Source organism: Klebsiella sp. HN106, from assembly GCF_051209435.1.
Classification (GTDB): Bacteria; Pseudomonadota; Gammaproteobacteria; order Enterobacterales; family Enterobacteriaceae; genus Klebsiella; species Klebsiella oxytoca.
In genome coordinates this window covers 11,711-26,639 of sequence record NZ_JBLURD010000003.1, presented here as the reverse complement: position 1 = coordinate 26,639, position 14,929 = coordinate 11,711, and the positions used below count along the sequence as shown (strand labels likewise).

At 53.6% G+C, this 14,929-nt stretch carries 19 protein-coding genes; 12 read left to right on the top strand and 7 right to left on the bottom strand.

Going from position 1 to position 14,929, the window contains the following annotated elements; all coding sequences use genetic code 11:
* The first annotated feature begins 56 nt into the window (after positions 1 to 56).
* The 10 genes from ACSIPU_RS11205 to ACSIPU_RS11160 all read left to right on the top strand — a co-directional run bounded on the left by ACSIPU_RS11205 (position 57) and on the right by ACSIPU_RS11160 (position 6,875).
* Positions 57 to 932, top strand: coding sequence for a GTPase family protein (locus ACSIPU_RS11205; RefSeq protein ID WP_265768282.1), 876 nt, complete (start codon positions 57 to 59; stop codon positions 930 to 932).
* 243 nt (positions 933 to 1,175) lie between these two features.
* Positions 1,176 to 1,892: a helix-turn-helix transcriptional regulator gene (locus ACSIPU_RS11200; RefSeq protein WP_265768284.1), complete on the top strand. Its 717-nt coding sequence runs from the start codon at positions 1,176 to 1,178 to the stop codon at positions 1,890 to 1,892.
* 35 nt (positions 1,893 to 1,927) lie between these two features.
* Positions 1,928 to 2,380, top strand: coding sequence for a hypothetical protein (locus ACSIPU_RS11195; RefSeq protein WP_265768286.1), 453 nt, complete (start codon positions 1,928 to 1,930; stop codon positions 2,378 to 2,380).
* A gap of 70 nt (positions 2,381 to 2,450) precedes the next feature.
* Positions 2,451 to 2,924 (top strand): hypothetical protein, encoded by a 474-nt coding sequence (locus ACSIPU_RS11190; protein WP_435322001.1) that lies wholly within the window; start codon positions 2,451 to 2,453, stop codon positions 2,922 to 2,924.
* 120 nt (positions 2,925 to 3,044) lie between these two features.
* Positions 3,045 to 3,866: a DUF932 domain-containing protein gene (locus ACSIPU_RS11185; protein WP_265768289.1), complete on the top strand. Its 822-nt coding sequence runs from the start codon at positions 3,045 to 3,047 to the stop codon at positions 3,864 to 3,866.
* 30 nt (positions 3,867 to 3,896) lie between these two features.
* Positions 3,897 to 4,340, top strand: coding sequence for an antirestriction protein (locus tag ACSIPU_RS11180; protein ID WP_047667661.1), 444 nt, complete (start codon positions 3,897 to 3,899; stop codon positions 4,338 to 4,340).
* A 12-nt stretch (positions 4,341 to 4,352) separates the two neighbouring features.
* On the top strand, positions 4,353 to 4,895 hold the full coding sequence (gene radC / locus ACSIPU_RS11175; RefSeq protein WP_190286931.1) for a RadC family protein: 543 nt from the start codon (positions 4,353 to 4,355) through the stop codon (positions 4,893 to 4,895).
* Positions 4,896 to 4,905: 10 nt separating this feature from the next.
* Complete coding sequence (locus ACSIPU_RS11170) at positions 4,906 to 5,247, top strand: type IV toxin-antitoxin system YeeU family antitoxin (RefSeq protein ID WP_243069284.1); 342 nt, start codon at positions 4,906 to 4,908, stop codon at positions 5,245 to 5,247.
* 20 nt (positions 5,248 to 5,267) lie between these two features.
* Positions 5,268 to 5,609 (top strand): TA system toxin CbtA family protein, encoded by a 342-nt coding sequence (locus ACSIPU_RS11165; protein WP_032728834.1) that lies wholly within the window; start codon positions 5,268 to 5,270, stop codon positions 5,607 to 5,609.
* Between the two features lie 258 nt (positions 5,610 to 5,867).
* Complete coding sequence (locus ACSIPU_RS11160; RefSeq protein ID WP_049017154.1) at positions 5,868 to 6,875, top strand: restriction endonuclease; 1,008 nt, start codon at positions 5,868 to 5,870, stop codon at positions 6,873 to 6,875.
* A 226-nt stretch (positions 6,876 to 7,101) separates the two neighbouring features.
* Here ACSIPU_RS11160 and ACSIPU_RS11155 read toward each other — a convergent pair whose 3' ends face one another.
* The 4 genes from ACSIPU_RS11155 to ACSIPU_RS11140 form a co-directional block, all read right to left on the bottom strand.
* Positions 7,102 to 7,845: a hypothetical protein gene (locus ACSIPU_RS11155; RefSeq protein ID WP_196557838.1), complete on the bottom strand. Its 744-nt coding sequence runs from the start codon at positions 7,843 to 7,845 to the stop codon at positions 7,102 to 7,104.
* Positions 7,846 to 8,010: 165 nt separating this feature from the next.
* Positions 8,011 to 8,445 (bottom strand): VOC family protein, encoded by a 435-nt coding sequence (locus ACSIPU_RS11150; protein ID WP_154971536.1) that lies wholly within the window; start codon positions 8,443 to 8,445, stop codon positions 8,011 to 8,013.
* 146 nt (positions 8,446 to 8,591) lie between these two features.
* A complete protein-coding gene (gene symE, locus ACSIPU_RS11145) occupies positions 8,592 to 8,915 on the bottom strand; it encodes an endoribonuclease SymE (RefSeq protein WP_014227722.1) in 324 nt (107 codons plus the stop codon).
* A gap of 288 nt (positions 8,916 to 9,203) precedes the next feature.
* Complete coding sequence (locus ACSIPU_RS11140) at positions 9,204 to 9,998, bottom strand: DNA/RNA non-specific endonuclease (RefSeq protein WP_023320261.1); 795 nt, start codon at positions 9,996 to 9,998, stop codon at positions 9,204 to 9,206.
* A gap of 383 nt (positions 9,999 to 10,381) precedes the next feature.
* Between ACSIPU_RS11140 and ACSIPU_RS11135 the strand changes: the two genes are divergently transcribed.
* Both ACSIPU_RS11135 and ACSIPU_RS11130 read left to right on the top strand, forming a co-directional pair.
* Positions 10,382 to 11,413, top strand: coding sequence for a DUF1176 domain-containing protein (locus tag ACSIPU_RS11135; RefSeq protein ID WP_196557840.1), 1,032 nt, complete (start codon positions 10,382 to 10,384; stop codon positions 11,411 to 11,413).
* Positions 11,414 to 11,623: 210 nt separating this feature from the next.
* A complete protein-coding gene (locus ACSIPU_RS11130; protein WP_004117622.1) occupies positions 11,624 to 12,637 on the top strand; it encodes a LacI family DNA-binding transcriptional regulator in 1,014 nt (337 codons plus the stop codon).
* 136 nt (positions 12,638 to 12,773) lie between these two features.
* Here the strand turns inward: ACSIPU_RS11130 and ACSIPU_RS11125 are convergent, their stop codons facing one another.
* From ACSIPU_RS11125 to ACSIPU_RS11115, 3 genes are read right to left on the bottom strand one after another with little or no spacing between them, the layout of a single operon-like run.
* Positions 12,774 to 13,205 carry a GlcG/HbpS family heme-binding protein gene (locus ACSIPU_RS11125; protein WP_023320263.1) on the bottom strand — a complete coding sequence of 144 codons (432 nt, stop codon included), beginning with the start codon at positions 13,203 to 13,205 and terminating at the stop codon, positions 12,774 to 12,776.
* A complete protein-coding gene (locus ACSIPU_RS11120) occupies positions 13,192 to 14,103 on the bottom strand; it encodes a dihydrodipicolinate synthase family protein (protein WP_023320264.1) in 912 nt (303 codons plus the stop codon). The genes ACSIPU_RS11125 and ACSIPU_RS11120 overlap by 14 nt, the downstream gene beginning before the upstream one ends.
* Positions 14,097 to 14,924 carry an SDR family oxidoreductase gene (locus ACSIPU_RS11115; RefSeq protein ID WP_004108725.1) on the bottom strand — a complete coding sequence of 276 codons (828 nt, stop codon included), beginning with the start codon at positions 14,922 to 14,924 and terminating at the stop codon, positions 14,097 to 14,099. The genes ACSIPU_RS11120 and ACSIPU_RS11115 overlap by 7 nt, the downstream gene beginning before the upstream one ends.
* Positions 14,925 to 14,929 lie beyond the last annotated feature (5 nt).

The window sequence follows — 14,929 nt, the reverse complement described above, 5'->3', positions numbered from 1 at the left end:
CCCCGCCTTCCTGACTGGATCGCGGGGTTTTTAATTTTTCGCGCTGAGACTACTGTATGAATAAACCTGACGGCCTTCAGGCCTTTGAACAACCGCTCGCGTCGCTTCCGTGCACGCTTCGCCAGCTTATTCTTGAACGTATCCAGAACCTGACTCACTACGAGCCGGTGATTGGCATCATGGGCAAAAGTGGTGCTGGTAAATCCTCTCTCTGCAACGAACTTTTCCGGGGCGAGGTGTCCCCGGTGAGTGACGTGAACGCCTGTACTCGCGACGTACTGCGCTTCCGGCTGTGCAGCGGTTGTCACAGTCTGGTGATTGTCGATTTACCGGGTGTAGGTGAAAGCGGGCGACGGGATCATGAGTACCGGGCCCTGTACCGTCGAATCCTGCCGGAGCTGGATCTGGTGCTGTGGATCATTAAGGCCGATGATAGGGCACTGACCGTGGACGAGCAGTTCTGGCACGGCGTGATGCAACCTTACAGGCAAAAGGTACAGTTTGTGATTAACCAGGCCGACAAAATCGAACCCTGTTATGAATGGGATACCCTCACCAGCAAACCTTCACCGCACCAACTGGGAAATCTTAAAGCGAAGCAGGCTGCAATTATGGCGATGTTTAAACCGCATCATCCGGTCTGTGTGGTGTCAGCCCGCACTGGCTGGGGCATTGAGGAGATGGTGGCAGCCATGATGCGATGTCTGCCTGACCGCGCCACCAGCCCGGTAGCGACACAACTGCACGGGAGGCTATGCACAGAGCCGGTAAAGTCGCAAGCCCGTAACGATTTCGGTGAAGCTGTGGGCCGGGTTTTCGATACAGCAGAATCATCTTCGTTCATGCCTGCATCGCTGAAAACGGTGATTCGTAGCGTGCGTGATGCGGTGGTGTCGGTCGCACGGGCCGTCTGGGTCTGGATATTCTTCTGATATCGCAATTTTCTCTGCGAATGATGAACTGGTTGTTAATGATGTGTTGATTGTGGACACGTCCTTTCCACTACGTTTTATCATCAATTAAATCAGGCGAAGTATCATTATCTGTCAGACGAGCGCCCACAAGGCTGGACTGCTCATAAAAAATAGTTCCGATGTTGTCCATACCCTGTCCACTCCTTCCTTTAAAGTAATCAGTATTAATTCAGAGAGTTAACTTCTCAGGAGAAATCTTTCATGACGCTTCAGGAACGGCGACATGACCGGCTTGCCGTCAGGTTGTCGTTGATTATCAGCCGTCTGGTGTCCGGTGAAACTCTGTTTATTCGCAAACTGGCAACTGAATTCGGGGTGTCAGAGCGCACGTTACGTCGTGACTTTCGGGAACGTCTAATGTATCTCGACCTGGATTATTACCAGGGGCAGTGCAGTCTGCGCTCAGATATTCACAGTACGCGGCAGGAAATAGATATTCTGACCTTTGCTCACCGCACAGGATTGGCCGGGGTTTTCCCGGGCTTTGACCGGCGACTGGTCAGCAGCCTGCTGGACTGTGATGAGCGACCCTGTCTGGTATGGCATCAGGACAGACCTCATCCCCCGTCAGGAAAGCTCTGCTTCTACAGGCTGGTCAGAGCTATTTCGGGATGTCAGCGCATCACCATTCTGACTGAAGGGGAGCGTCATGAGGCCGTTGCACCTTACCGGCTAATCGCTCTGGACGGTTACTGGTATCTGGTCGCTGAGCATAACAGGCAATTACGTGTCTTCCGGCTGGATGAGATTCATCTGGTAAGGCCATCCCGGGAAACATTTATTCGCAGTGAGCTTCTCCATCAGCTGTCGGAGGACAAACATTTTATCTCAGCCTTACCTCATTTCCGTTTTATTCAACAGTCGCTGAATTCATTTTCTCCATCAGAAAGTCGGGGGCAATCTGGACAAACTGATTAGAGATGGTCTCCATAATTAAATGTAAGGTTAATGTAATGAAAAAATTGAAATTGTTGTCTTTACTGCCAATCATGTTGCTCCCCTTACTTATCGCAGGTAATGCTCACGCAGCACGTCCTTATAGCGGGTTCCTGCCTGCGGCAGTGAATAATAAGAGTGGGAATATATTCTGGTGTGATGCCCACCGACAGGTCAGAAAACTATGTACAGCGACGGAAGTGGATTCAAGGGGATGGTTTATTGTTGTCCGCTCAAAACCTTCCAGAGATTGTCCGGGTGGCATATGGGGGTGGATCACTCCTAGTAAAGACGGTGTAGCAACAGGCTATACGATTACTCCAGGTAAAGAATTCAATCTCACCATGAAGGATATGTGCAGTCCGGATATGAAAGTAACGTTCCGCCCGAATAAAAAGGACCCTCGTTATGACGATCTCGTCGGGATTTATGCCGGGAAAGAAGCGTTTCGCTACAAACAAATAAAATAACCCAACTGTTTATTCATTACTTTATTGTTTGAACAACAAAAGCTTTATTACATGATTTGAGGACAACATTATGCGACTGCCTTACGTAATATTTACAGCAGCTATACTGGCTTCTGCATCAACAGCACAGGCTATTCCCAATATGTGGACGAGTGGTTTTGGGATGGGGGTGACAGAATACATTATCAGTAGCCCCGAGAAGGTCATTTTTAACCTCAATTGCACCGGTAATCCGGATGAGCAAAACAATCTGCAGCATGGCGTATTAGTAACCCTGCCCAATGGTACGATGCTGGATTCTCACGATGACGGGACAGAAATAACGGTGGTCATGGATAACAGCCAGTATCCGTTACCTTCATCCCTCGGCTGGAGGAATGGCGACAACGCCTGGGTGTCATTTATTGACGCGCTGGGTCAGTCGTCTAATTTCGATGTCTACGTCAACAATAACAAAGTTGGCTCCTTTAGTCCGGGCCTGAAAAATACGCAAAAAGAGCTGTCTGACCTCAGTGAGTGTCGGACCACACACTACAGCGATTAATTATTCACATTTCAGACCTCTCCAGCCCGCTACGCACCAACACCAGATAGCGACAGGCCATGCTCCTTCGGGAACATGGCCTTTTTTGTTTTTATTTGATTATCAGATAAGGAGTTTGCTATGCGATTAGCCAGCCGCTTCGGCCGTATAAACCAGATACGCCGTGACCGGCCTCTGACCCACGAAGAGCTGATGAGTCATGTGCCCAGCGTGTTCGGGACTGACAAGCATGAATCTCGTTCAGACAGGTACACCTACATCCCGACCATCACCATCCTCGAAAGCCTGCAGCGTGAAGGCTTTGAGCCGTTCTTTGCCTGCCAGACAAAGGTTCGCGACCAGAGCAAGCGGGAACACACCAAACACATGCTTCGCCTGCGTCGTGCCGGTCAACTGACCGGGCATCAGGTTCCGGAAATCATTTTGCTCAACAGTCATGACGGCTCCTCAAGCTATCAGATGCTGCCGGGGCTATTTCGAGGCGTCTGTACCAACGGTCTGGTCTGCGGCCAGTCATTCGGAGAAGTGCGGGTACCGCATAAAGGCAATGTCGTCGAGAAGGTGATTGAAGGGGCTTACGAAGTGCTCGGTGTGTTTGACCGGGTGGAGGAGAAGCGCGATGCAATGCAGTCACTGGCACTGCCAGAACCAGCCCGTAACGCCCTGGCGAATGCCGCGCTGAAGTATCGCTTTGGTGAAGACCACCAGCCGGTCACGGTATCGCAGTTGCTGACTCCGCGTCGTCGGGAGGACTACAGCGATGACCTGTGGACCGTTTACCAGCGCGTGCAGGAGAACCTGATGAAAGGTGGTCTGTCAGGGCGAACCGCTCAGGGGAAAAGCAGCCGCACCCGTGCCGTTACTGGCATCGCTGGCGATGTGAAACTCAATCGCGCCCTGTGGGTTATGGCAGAAAACATGCTCGATTTTTTCGGGCGTTAAACAACCGTTCCGGCATAAGGAGATAGTTTAATGAATACACAAAATCATCAGTTCGCGGAGCATACCGCAATTACTGCCTCAGTGGTCCCGGACGAGTTACGCATCGGCTTCTGGCCGCAGCACTTTGGCTCCATCCCACAATGGATAACCCTTGAACCTCGCATTTTCGCCTGGATGGATCGGCTGTGTGCCGATTACCACGGTGGTATCTGGAACTTTTCGACGCTCAGCAACGGCGGTGCTTTTATGGCTCCCGAGTCAGAGCACGATGAGAAGTGGACATTGTTCAACAGCATGAACGGCAATGGCGCAGAGCTTACCAGTGAAGCTGCAGGGATGGTAGCCTGCCTGATGGCTTACAGCCACCACGCCTGCCGCACCGAGTGTGACGCTATGACTGGACACTATTATCGCTTACGCGACTACGCGCTAAACCATCCGGAATGCAGCGCCATTATGCATCTTATAGACTAAGGAATGCCTGACATGAATACTGTATTATCCCCGGAGTCATCGCAGCCTGAACTCTTTCCACTGGCGATTATGGCCCAGCATGGTTGTTTGCTCTCCGCGACCTCCGGATTAACCCCCTATGCCCAACGCACCATTCGTCGTGCCATCAACCTGCTGGATAAATATCTGCGCCAGCCCGGTATATCCTTTACCTCTAGTACTGCTGCCCGTGACTGGCTTCGGTTACATCTGGCAGGACAAGAACGGGAAGTGTTTATGGTGCTCTATCTCGATAACCAGCACCGTTTACTGGAGAGTGAATCGCTATTTGCCGGTTCGATTAACCATGTCCAGGTCCATCCTCGAGAGGTAGTGAAGTCAGCGCTTCGCTTCAATGCTGCAGCTGTCGTGCTGGCGCATAACCATCCATCCGGTGATCCGGAGCCCAGCCAATGCGATCGCAACATTACGGGTAGGCTTAAAGAAGCCCTGGCACTAGTTGATGTGAACATACTCGATCATCTGGTTGTCGGTTCAGATGGCATTGTGTCGTTTGCAGAGCGAGGCTGGATATGAGGGTACTTCAATGAAATCTACTGGCTCAGAGAACGATTCATTTCTCCAGTGGGGGCTGAATCGTGATGTGACGCCTTGCTTTGGCGCTCGTCTGGTACAGGAGGGAAACCAACTGCACTATCTGGCTGACCGGGTCAGCATTACCGGTGAATTCAGTAACGCAGAATCTTTGAAGTTGGATGAAGTATTCCCACGTTTTATCAGCCAGATGGAATCGATGTTGACCACTAGTGAAATGAATCCTCGCTATGCCCACTGCGTCACCCTGTACCACAACGGTTTCACCTGCGAAGCCGATACACTTGGCAGTTGCGGCTATGTATACATCGCCGTTTACCCCACTCAACGTTAACTAACTCCACAAGAGCAAATATGAAAACTCTACCTGCAACAACTCCGCAGGCGGCGACGCTATGTCTATCGCCCGTGGCAGTGTGGCAAATGCTGCTTGCACGCCTGCTGGAACAACATTATGGCCTGACACTCAACGACACACCATTCAGTGATGAAACGGTAATTCAGGAACATATCGATGCCGGTATAACTTTGGCCGATGCCGTTAACTTTTTGGTAGAAAAGTACGAACTGGTTCGTATCGATCGCAGGGGATTCAACTGGCAGGAACAGTCCCCATATCTGCGGGCAGTCGATATTCTGCGGGCGCGGCAGGCAACTGGTTTATTGAAAAGAAATCGTATTAGCGCGGCACAGTGAACATTGGGAATAACCTTTCTGATTCACACTGCAGCTTTCCTTACTTATTTACTCATTCCAGAAAGCACCTGCCGATACTGGCCGGTGCTTTTGCTTATATGGACGAAATATCATGCAAATTGAAGCTGTAATTTTAACTGGGCACATTATCGCAAGCACAATCCGGGAATGCTGGGCCGTCGTTATTGATGGTTTTGACGCATACTGCGAACAAGCTTATGATCCAGCTTAATTTCTTTTCCTCATGAAGGGACGGCTATGGGCAACAGAATGTGGATGATCCGTGGTGACGGCGGCAAGCTCTATGACGATTTTCGCGATAAGCAAATTGTAGGCATCGGTTGGTCTCAGCTGGCTCCATTAGTCAAACCCGGCCTGTCCCGAGCTCAGTTACTCGCCTTATACCAGGAGGCAGATCCATTAACAAAGCTGGGAACTGCGCGTTCTGGTGCATCGCAGGTCTGGCGTTTTGTGAACGAAATCCAAAAGGGTGATTGGGTTATTACCTATTCGCCAGCCAACCGTACTTATCTGCTAGGTAAAGTTACATCTGATTTCCAGTACCACCCTGAATGGGTGGAAGAGGGGATGGGAATCGCTCGACAGGTAAAATGGAATACTGAAGAAATCGATCGCGATCGATTGTCTGTTGCTACCAAAAACACATTGGGCTCTACGCTGACGGTTTTCCAGCTTCCAGAATATGCTCTAGAAGAGCTTTTGCAGGATAAGAAACCCACTGTAGATGTGATTACACAGAATCCAATTGCGATGGATGAAGATGAGGTCGTTTCTGATCCGCTCCGCGATATGGAAATGCTCGCGTTTGAAGGTATCAAAGATCGCATCAACTCTCTTGACTGGGACGAGATGCAAAATCTGGTTGCCGGAGTTTTACGCAGTATGGGTTATAAAACGCAGGTGTCACCTGCGGGAGCCGATCGGGGTAAAGATATCATTGCTTCACCTGATGGATTCGGTTTTGAAAATCCACGTATTATCGTTGAGGTAAAACATCGCAGGGAGCAAATGGGAAGCCAACAGATCCGCAGCTTTATCGGAGGTCGCCATAAAGATGATCGCGGGCTTTATGTCAGTACCGGTGGTTTTACAAAAGATGCTCGATATGAAGCCGACCGTTCGACGATACCACTAACGCTCTGGACGCTTGATGATCTCGTCCGTGCGCTTATTGAGAACTACGAACAAGTTGATATCGAGACTAAACTTTTGGTGCCTCTGAAGAAAACGTTCCTGCCTGCCTGAGTCTTGCTTCGACAGCCATAACAGTGTTCTACTGCTATGGCTTTATACCCACTCGAAATGTCTATTTTTTATACGGATTACAACGTGTGGGTACAAGTGCGGGTATAACTATTTAACCCTGTTTCTAAAAAACATTGATATCAGTCTATTAGGTGTGAAATTCGAGTCCGGCCTTCGCCCCCCCCCCAATCAGTCCACTAAAATACTTTTTTGTATCTGCATTTCATCATGTGAAAACCTCCTGTTGAGGCCTCTGTTCTTCTGGCTCCGATGTGGCTAGCATAGTACGTTCCCCACTTTCCACCCGCGCTTCCTCCTCACACCACCTTTCAAACAGCCTGGCGAATCTGGCGCTTTGCCAGGTTTCTCCAACCTGGCTCAAGATAAAGCCAGTGACCACAATAGCGGAAATAAAGTAAAACAGTGAAAATGCGATAGCCGAATTTACGCCCCCGCTGGCCAGTAACGATTGTATTGTCGTCCACCAGGCGTAAGCAAAAATGAGTATTGAAAATACCCAGAACCCCCCGCTAACGATGTGAAAATTTTTAATTTTTTTATCATCTACAGAAAAATGATTTTCTTCACAACGATATAAGGATGGGTTTTTAAGGAAACTTATTAATCGTATATCATATGAGCCGATATTTTTATCAGCGATACACGCGATCAGCTGATGGGCGTGCCAGACAGGAAGCGTTATCCCGATCTGCTCATACAAAAATTTCATTTGTACCGTCTGATGCGTCCTCGAGAGTTTAGTGTCGGGTATTTCAGCGTTCGCTATCTCAGCGATTTTATTCAGCACCTCTATTTTCGTTTCAATAGGTACCTTTTCGAAGCGAATTTTTCGCTTTGCTGGCGGGCTGGACATCACTTTTCCCGCCCAGTCGATGATCTTTTTAGCCACATATAAAATCGCGGGTAGCAAAACCAGCTTTGCAATATCTATCTCGTTAATGGCTCCCATCGTTATTCCTTTATAAAATGAATACGCAATGAATTTACAACACTGAATTTATTTTATGTAGCCCTCATTATTATGAGGGCTTCGATATAGCTAATTCCTGGGCTGGCTCCTGGTCTGACTTAATGCCAACCGCCCAATACGGCCCCTGCCCGGAGGCCGTTATACTTAAAGACTGAAGCCAATCTCCACCGATGCCGTACTGCGTTCCCCCTCGCCATGGTAAACCGCTTCGATATTGTTACCATCGGGATCGAGTACAAAGGCCGCGTAGTAGCCCGGGTGATAAGTTCGCTCACCGGGCGCTCCGTTATCACTGCCGCCGTGTGCCAGCGCTGCCTGGTAAAAAGCATCCACCGTCTCACGATCCCTGGCCTGGAAAGCCAGATGATGGCGTCCTGTCGGCTTACCTGCGGAACCGGGGCTATTAATGGATGAAACAACAAGCTCATCAGCCCAAAAATAATCGTCGTAGGTATTCACGACAGGGATCTCAAGGACCGCCAGCACGGCTGTATAAAACGCTTTGCTGGCCTCGAAATCATTTACCACAAGCTGGATATGGTCGATAAGCCTGCCGCGATGTAATCGGTAAGTCTCCATGATGGTTTCCTCATTCAGTCGTATTAACAGGTAATTATCCGTTATCTAAAACGAACGTTGTACGGATTTGATGGATGAGTACAGGTCCGGAGTGGCGATATAGAGCATGGCATTAAAATCCTGTCTGTCACCGCAATCCTGACCCCTCAACCCCGTCCCCCAATCACCCCGATAAACTCTCTGACCTGCTTCTGCTTCCTGGCCGACAGCTTCTCTACCCTGCGCATCGCGGCTTCCAGCTCCGGTTCCGGCTCAACCGCCGTCAGCACAATACAGCCCTCCATCACCCGCACCTCCACCCGGGTGCCGGTCGAAAACCCTGCCGCCGCCAGCCACTCGCCCTTCATGATCAGCGCCGGAACAAGACGACGATCTGGCAAACGTCTCACATAACTCACCGTCAACTGACGCTTATTTTTCGGCGACACTTCTGGATCAAACGAATCTACAATACAATCAGCACTAGTCATGGTTGCTATTCTCGCGAAATAGTAATTGTGATCAGCGGTGCGGGTGTGTTGGCGCACATTCGCACCGCGCTAAATAACACCTGTAAACCTAACCAGTAATAAAAATAAAGTCCAGACTTTAATCGGACATAATAAACGCCTTTAACCGCAAATTAAGAATTAACAGAATACGTGATGCTATTAATTAGCGCCTGTTGAAAATGACTTTCCTGATATTGCTGAAATAACCGCAAAGCAGATTCAAAAAACAAAAGCGAGATAATGCGCGCAACAGAATGCCATGCCCAATTACGGGCACCCCATCTCTTTAGCCAGCGTCCCCTTCCGGGACTTCAGGCGGCGGGCGATACCTGCCGGCAGGGCGGACCAGAACGAGAGCGCCGGATGAGTCCGCCGCTCAATCTCCTCCACCGTCACTTGATAATCACAAAAACTGGCGCTTTTGGGCGTTGCCTGATCCAGCAAAAACGCCGCGTATTCGCCTTTATCCGGACTGGAGCCGATAAAAATAATCTTCCAGTAGCCGCTGGGAAGCTCCACCTCGGGCGCGGCGGGCAGGGTAGCGATATGCCGTTCGAACAGCGGCCCGGTAACGGACCACACCGCCGCCACGTCGCGGCGCTCGGCGAGGGCGCGCTCCTTATCCTCCAGCCGCGCCCACGCCCCCTGATTCAGGTCGGAGGCCTGCGGGGTGATATTAGAAAGATAGTTTAACGCCGGCCAGTCTGCGCTGGCGCCGAGCCCGGCGAGCGGCGCCTGATGCCCGCGATCGACCGCCAATGCTGCGCTGGCCCCTTTATATGCCGCGGGGGCAAGGGTATCCGCAGCGGGTAAATCCGGATCGCGCTTCCAGCTGCGCGAACGCCCGCTGGCCAGGCTGGCTTTGGTGATTTTATACGCCACCCAATTAGCGAATTTGCGGTGGCTGTTGTTATTGAGCGTATAGGCTTCGCGAACCAGCGTCTGGTCGCTTCCACCGGTCGGACAGCCCACTTCACAATTATCTACGTGGGATAACCCGGCAGCGCACGCGGCGGTAAAAAATAGCGACGGCAGAACGCTGAATATTCTGAATAGCTTCATGTTGTTGATGACGTCAAAGAAAAGATGAACCGATGCATAAAAGAACCCCCTGAATAACCAGAGCGGAATTCAGCTATGAATCGCAAAGATGAAGTGAGAGCGTAAAAAGAGTTAGCCGGTCGCAGCTGCGCGGAATATCACAAGATGATTTAACATCACGGCGGATGTTATTTTGTGAATCCAGAAATGATGTTGAATGAGGTGACCAGACTCTCAAGCCCGCTATTTTCAGCCGGGCTGAACGGGTGGGAATATGCTCGACGAAGCGTAAAGCGGTGCGGCATCCATGACGTTGTCTGAAAAATGTCGCGGCAGGGGAAAACGCTTCTCTCTGAGCGGGGGATTATTCAGACTACGCGGATGACCGATTAAGGAGAGAAGGTATGAAAAAGGAACTCTGGAGAGGCGTGCTGGCACTGGCCGTACTTAGCCTCCCCGCGATGGCTAAAACAGGCGTGTCATTCAGCCACAAAGACTGGGAAGTGGTGTGTGATAACACGCTGACCTGCCGGGCGGCGGGATACAGCGCTGAAGAAGGAAGCGGAGGTTCGGTGCTGCTGACCCGCCAGGCCGGAGCGGGCACCGCCGTCTCGGGAGAGCTGATGCTGGCGGAGGTGACCGACAGCGACGTTCTGCCGGGCAAACTGACGCTGTGGATCAATGGCCAGCCGGCAGGCGATGTGAAGCCCGTAAAAGAGAGCTGGCCGCTGTCGGAGAAACAGGCCCGGGCGATCGTTAACGCCATCAAAGGCAGCGGGAAGGTCGAATTTACAGGCGGGGAGGCGCCGTTTGAGCTTTCCGGCGAAGGCGCTTACGCGGTACTGCTGAAAATGGACGATGTTCAGGGGCGAATCGGCACGCCGGGCGCGTTGACCAAAAAAGGCGACGGGCCGGAAAGCAGCGTCCGGGCGGCGATTCCCGCCCCGGTCATTCACCGGGTCATGCCTGAGAAGGCGCAGGAGAGAGCGTTAACCGCGCCTGAGCTGGCGGTGCTCAAGCCGAAGCTTCTGGCCACGCTAAATAACGATGATTGGTGCGATCGCCTCCAGACTGAGGAGGGTGAGAAGGCTGAAACTATTAGCCTGACGCCGCTGGATCACGCCCATTCTCTGATTTCGACCTTGTGCTGGCGGGCGGCCTATAACGAGGGATATGGCTATTGGGTTGTGGATAGCAAACTTGAGGGCAATCCGACGCTTATCACGGTCTCCGGTTCTGAGTATGGTGACGGCGAGATTTTTATGAGCCAGAAAGGGCGAGGGCTCGGCGATTGCTGGGGGACGGCAAGCTGGCTCTGGGATGGCACAACGTTCCGCAAAAGCCGTGAAGCGACCACCGGGATGTGCCGCTATCTTCGCCTCGGCGGGACATGGGATCTCCCCACCTGGGTGACCGAGGTTAAACCGGTAAAGTGAAATAGCACGGCCAGAATCTCTCCCGGCACAGACGTCGACAGAGAGGGCGGAGAAGGATCTTAACGATCGCCAGCGTAGCAGGATCGCGATCGAGAGCGGCAGAGGCGGCAGAAAACTGACGCCTTGTTCAAAATAACAGCGCGGCTAATGTATTGCTAACTCGAATTAGTTTATGATTAAGCCGTTCTGTTCGTTATGGAAAATGAGTTTATGGCCAAAACCGTTGAGCAAGTCGCCAGGGCGCTGGAAATCTCGATTACCACCGTGCGCCTGGTGCTGGGTGGCAAAGCTGAGCAGTATCGCATCAGCGCCAAAACGCAGCAGCGTATTAATGATTACATCGCCGAAAACGGGCTGGTCGTTAACCATATCGCCCGCAGCCTGAAGCTCAATAAAACCGAGACCTTAGGGCTGGTGATCCCGCGTTTATCCAACCTGTTTTTCTCCACCCTGGCGGAAAAGCTCGAAGCCTGCTGCCGTCAGGCGGGGTATCAGCTAATGATTGCCTGCACCTACAGCGACAGCGAGCATGAAAACAGTCTGGTTGAAGGACTGCTGGCGCGCAACGTTGACGGGCTCTTCGTGGTGCCCTCTACCCGGGAAACGCAGCTGCATCACCAGAAGGTAGCGCGCAAGCGGCCGCTGGTGCTGCTCGACCGCGATTTTGGCGAGAGCGACGTGTCGCTGGTGGTGAGCGATAACTACAATGGCAGCAAAAAGCTGGTGCAGGCGATGACCCAGGCGGTGGACGTCTCGCCGATTTTTTTTATCGCCGGGGATACCCAGCAGCCGTCGATCCAGCGTCGTCTGCAGGGCTACCTGAGCGAGCTGCCCGCCGGGAAGGAGTGGATATTGTCCGCCAGTCATAACCGTCAGGAAGAGGGCAAGCAGCTGATGCTCGATTTTCTCCGTCAGCATCGCGAACCGCCGAAGGCGTTTATCGCCTCCTCCCTGCCCATTCTGGAAGGGACGCTGAGCGCGCTGCGGGAAACCTACGGCTTTATTCCGTCGGATATTCCCATCGGCACCTTCGATGAACACCAGATGCTGGGATTTCTGCCGAACGCAGTATGGTCGATGCGCCAGGATGAGGACGCCTGGGCACAGCACGCGTTTCATCTGATGCAGCAGAAGCTGCAGGGGGAAAATGCCGATGTGAAGATCACCGTCCCGATGACCCTGATTCATCGCCCGCTGTCGGTAGAGAAGCAGCGGAGCCAGTAAATGACACGGCTTGTGTGAACACGTCAATCCCCGGCCGCGCTATGCTGGCCGGGGCTACAAATACCGCATCCTGCGCGCGCTGGTAGCCCGGATAAGGCGCGGGCGCCGCAATCCGGGAACCCTTAACGATCCCTCATCAAGTCAATCGCTGAACAAACCGCGCCGCCAGCCCGGCGTCCAGCTCTGGCGGCAGGCCGCTGATCCCGACGCCGCCAATGGCCAGCCCGTCGACGATCACCGGCTCGCCGCCCGGCATCGCCAGCAGCTGCGGGTCGTTAAATACCGCCAGCTGCAGGGCGCCGGCGCTGACCTCTTGCGCCAGCGTTGCCGTCGGACGGCGAAAGCGCAGGGCGCTCCAGGCCTTGCGCTGCGCCAGCTGGCGCGGTAGCGGCGGGCAGCGAGCGTGCGCACCAAAGGCGATGAGCTCGCCCTCCGGCCCGACAACCGCCACTGCCAGCCCCCGGGTTCGCGCATCGCTTTCCGTCTCCTGTAAAAACCGCGCGACCTGCTGGCATACAACGCTATCGTTCAGACGGACCTGGGGACAGAACGCGTCATTGTCCGGCATCGGCGATATACCCCCTTAAGCGCAGATAGAGGTCATCCAGCTCGCCTTTCTGCGCCGCCGTCAGCGCCACAAACGGCTCGCGGGTGGGGCCGGTATCGACGGTCTCTTTCGCGGTAAGATACTTCGCCGACTGGAACACGCCGCGCGCGACCAGCTGCTCCACCACCTCGTTGATCTGCTGCTGCAGGCGCTGCGCCCGGGCGATGTCGCCCTGCTGGAAAGCGCTGCGCAGGGCGAGAAACAGCTCCGGCTGCAGGTTAACCGTGGTGCCAACCGTGGCCGTCGTGCCCGCCGCGAGGCTGGAAAGGAAGATCTCATCGAAACCGTTAAAAAAGACTTTCTCCGGGTAGCGGGCGATCATGCGTTCCAGCGAATAGAGGTTATGCGAAGTATGCTTCACCCCCAGAACCTGCTCTTCGCCGAGCAGCGCGTCGGCGCTCTGGGCATCCAGCTCGACGCCGGTAAACTGCGGAATATTATATAAAATCACCGGAATCGAAATGGCGTCCAGCACCCGACGGTAGTAGGCGATAATCTCCTCGCGGCTATATTTGTAGTAGTAGGGCGGCACCAGCGACACCGCGCTGGCGCCGTCCTGCTCGGCGTGCTTCGCCAGCTCGACGGCGTCCCGGGTGCGTGGCGTCCCGACGTGGGCGATCACCGGCACCTGACCGCCCGCCGACTGCACCAGCGTCGCCAGCACCTGCCTGCGCTCATCGAAACGCAGCAACGGTCCCTCCCCGGAGGAGCCGCAGCAGTAAAAGCCTTCAACCCCGCGCGCCAGCTGGGCGCGGGCGAGCGCGTCCAGCGCCGCGTAGTTCACCGACTCATCGGCGTGCATCGGCGTCACCACCGCGGAGATAATGCCGCGAAAACGCTGCCATTTATCGCTTACCATGCGGTCCAGCCTCCATCCACCACCACGTTGGAACCGGTCATATAGACCGAGGCGTCGGAGAGCAAAAACACCACCGCGCCGTTGTACTCGTGGGCTTTCGCCATCCGCCCGATGGGAATACGGTGGGTGTAGTTTTTCTGAAAGCGCGGGTCCTGATCGCTGCGCTCGACGCCGGAGAGGGTCAGGGTATTGACGCGAATGCCGTCGCGCCCCCAGTAGGTGGCGCAGTAGCGGGTAAAGTTATATAGCCCGGACTTTGCCGCTGAATAGGCCACCGGTTTGACGAACGGAATGCCGGTGTCCTCTTTTTTGTAGCTGTAGATATCCTGCACCGGAGAGACCACGCCGTAGATCGAACCGACGTTGATGATCGAGCCGCCTTTGCCGGCCTGCTTCATGCGTTTGCCGACCTGCTGGGTCATCAGGAAGGTGCCAACCAGGTTCACTTCCACCACCTCGCGGAACACCTCTTCCGGGAACTCCTCAAACGGCCCGGAGACTTCCGGCGGCGCGCTGGGCTGGGTATCGACGCCCGCGTTGTTGACCAGGCCATCCGGCACGCCCCACTTCGCTTCAATGCTGTCCAGCACCCGGTTAATGCTGGCTTTATCGGTAATATTCACTTCCGCGCACAGCAGGCGGTCGGAGTCCTTAATCGCCCCCAGCACGCGGTCGACGCGCGCGGCATCGACGCGGGTGGCCAGCGCCGCCACTTTCGCGCCGCGTTCGTGTAACGTCTTCACGTACTGCGCCCCCAGCTGTCCAAGGCCGCCGGTCACAATGATGACCTTGTCTTTAACCGAGAATAACGTGTCTTCCATTGTCC

Coding starts and splice junctions, on each gene's coding strand:
- ACSIPU_RS11165 (WP_032728834.1), top strand. CDS start 5,268: ATGAAAACTCTACCTGCAACAACTCCGCAGGCGGCGACGCTATGTCTA.
- ACSIPU_RS11155 (WP_196557838.1), bottom strand. CDS start 7,845: ATGGGAGCCATTAACGAGATAGATATTGCAAAGCTGGTTTTGCTACCC.
- ACSIPU_RS11120 (WP_023320264.1), bottom strand. CDS start 14,103: ATGGTAAGCGATAAATGGCAGCGTTTTCGCGGCATTATCTCCGCGGTG.
- ACSIPU_RS11170 (WP_243069284.1), top strand. CDS start 4,906: ATGAAATCTACTGGCTCAGAGAACGATTCATTTCTCCAGTGGGGGCTG.
- ACSIPU_RS11195 (WP_265768286.1), top strand. CDS start 1,928: ATGAAAAAATTGAAATTGTTGTCTTTACTGCCAATCATGTTGCTCCCC.
- ACSIPU_RS11200 (WP_265768284.1), top strand. CDS start 1,176: ATGACGCTTCAGGAACGGCGACATGACCGGCTTGCCGTCAGGTTGTCG.
- ACSIPU_RS11140 (WP_023320261.1), bottom strand. CDS start 9,998: ATGAAGCTATTCAGAATATTCAGCGTTCTGCCGTCGCTATTTTTTACC.
- ACSIPU_RS11115 (WP_004108725.1), bottom strand. CDS start 14,924: ATGGAAGACACGTTATTCTCGGTTAAAGACAAGGTCATCATTGTGACC.
- ACSIPU_RS11125 (WP_023320263.1), bottom strand. CDS start 13,205: ATGCCGGACAATGACGCGTTCTGTCCCCAGGTCCGTCTGAACGATAGC.
- radC (WP_190286931.1), top strand. CDS start 4,353: ATGAATACTGTATTATCCCCGGAGTCATCGCAGCCTGAACTCTTTCCA.
- symE (WP_014227722.1), bottom strand. CDS start 8,915: ATGACTAGTGCTGATTGTATTGTAGATTCGTTTGATCCAGAAGTGTCG.
- ACSIPU_RS11180 (WP_047667661.1), top strand. CDS start 3,897: ATGAATACACAAAATCATCAGTTCGCGGAGCATACCGCAATTACTGCC.
- ACSIPU_RS11135 (WP_196557840.1), top strand. CDS start 10,382: ATGAAAAAGGAACTCTGGAGAGGCGTGCTGGCACTGGCCGTACTTAGC.
- ACSIPU_RS11190 (WP_435322001.1), top strand. CDS start 2,451: ATGCGACTGCCTTACGTAATATTTACAGCAGCTATACTGGCTTCTGCA.
- ACSIPU_RS11130 (WP_004117622.1), top strand. CDS start 11,624: ATGGCCAAAACCGTTGAGCAAGTCGCCAGGGCGCTGGAAATCTCGATT.
- ACSIPU_RS11160 (WP_049017154.1), top strand. CDS start 5,868: ATGGGCAACAGAATGTGGATGATCCGTGGTGACGGCGGCAAGCTCTAT.
- ACSIPU_RS11185 (WP_265768289.1), top strand. CDS start 3,045: ATGCGATTAGCCAGCCGCTTCGGCCGTATAAACCAGATACGCCGTGAC.
- ACSIPU_RS11205 (WP_265768282.1), top strand. CDS start 57: ATGAATAAACCTGACGGCCTTCAGGCCTTTGAACAACCGCTCGCGTCG.
- ACSIPU_RS11150 (WP_154971536.1), bottom strand. CDS start 8,445: ATGGAGACTTACCGATTACATCGCGGCAGGCTTATCGACCATATCCAG.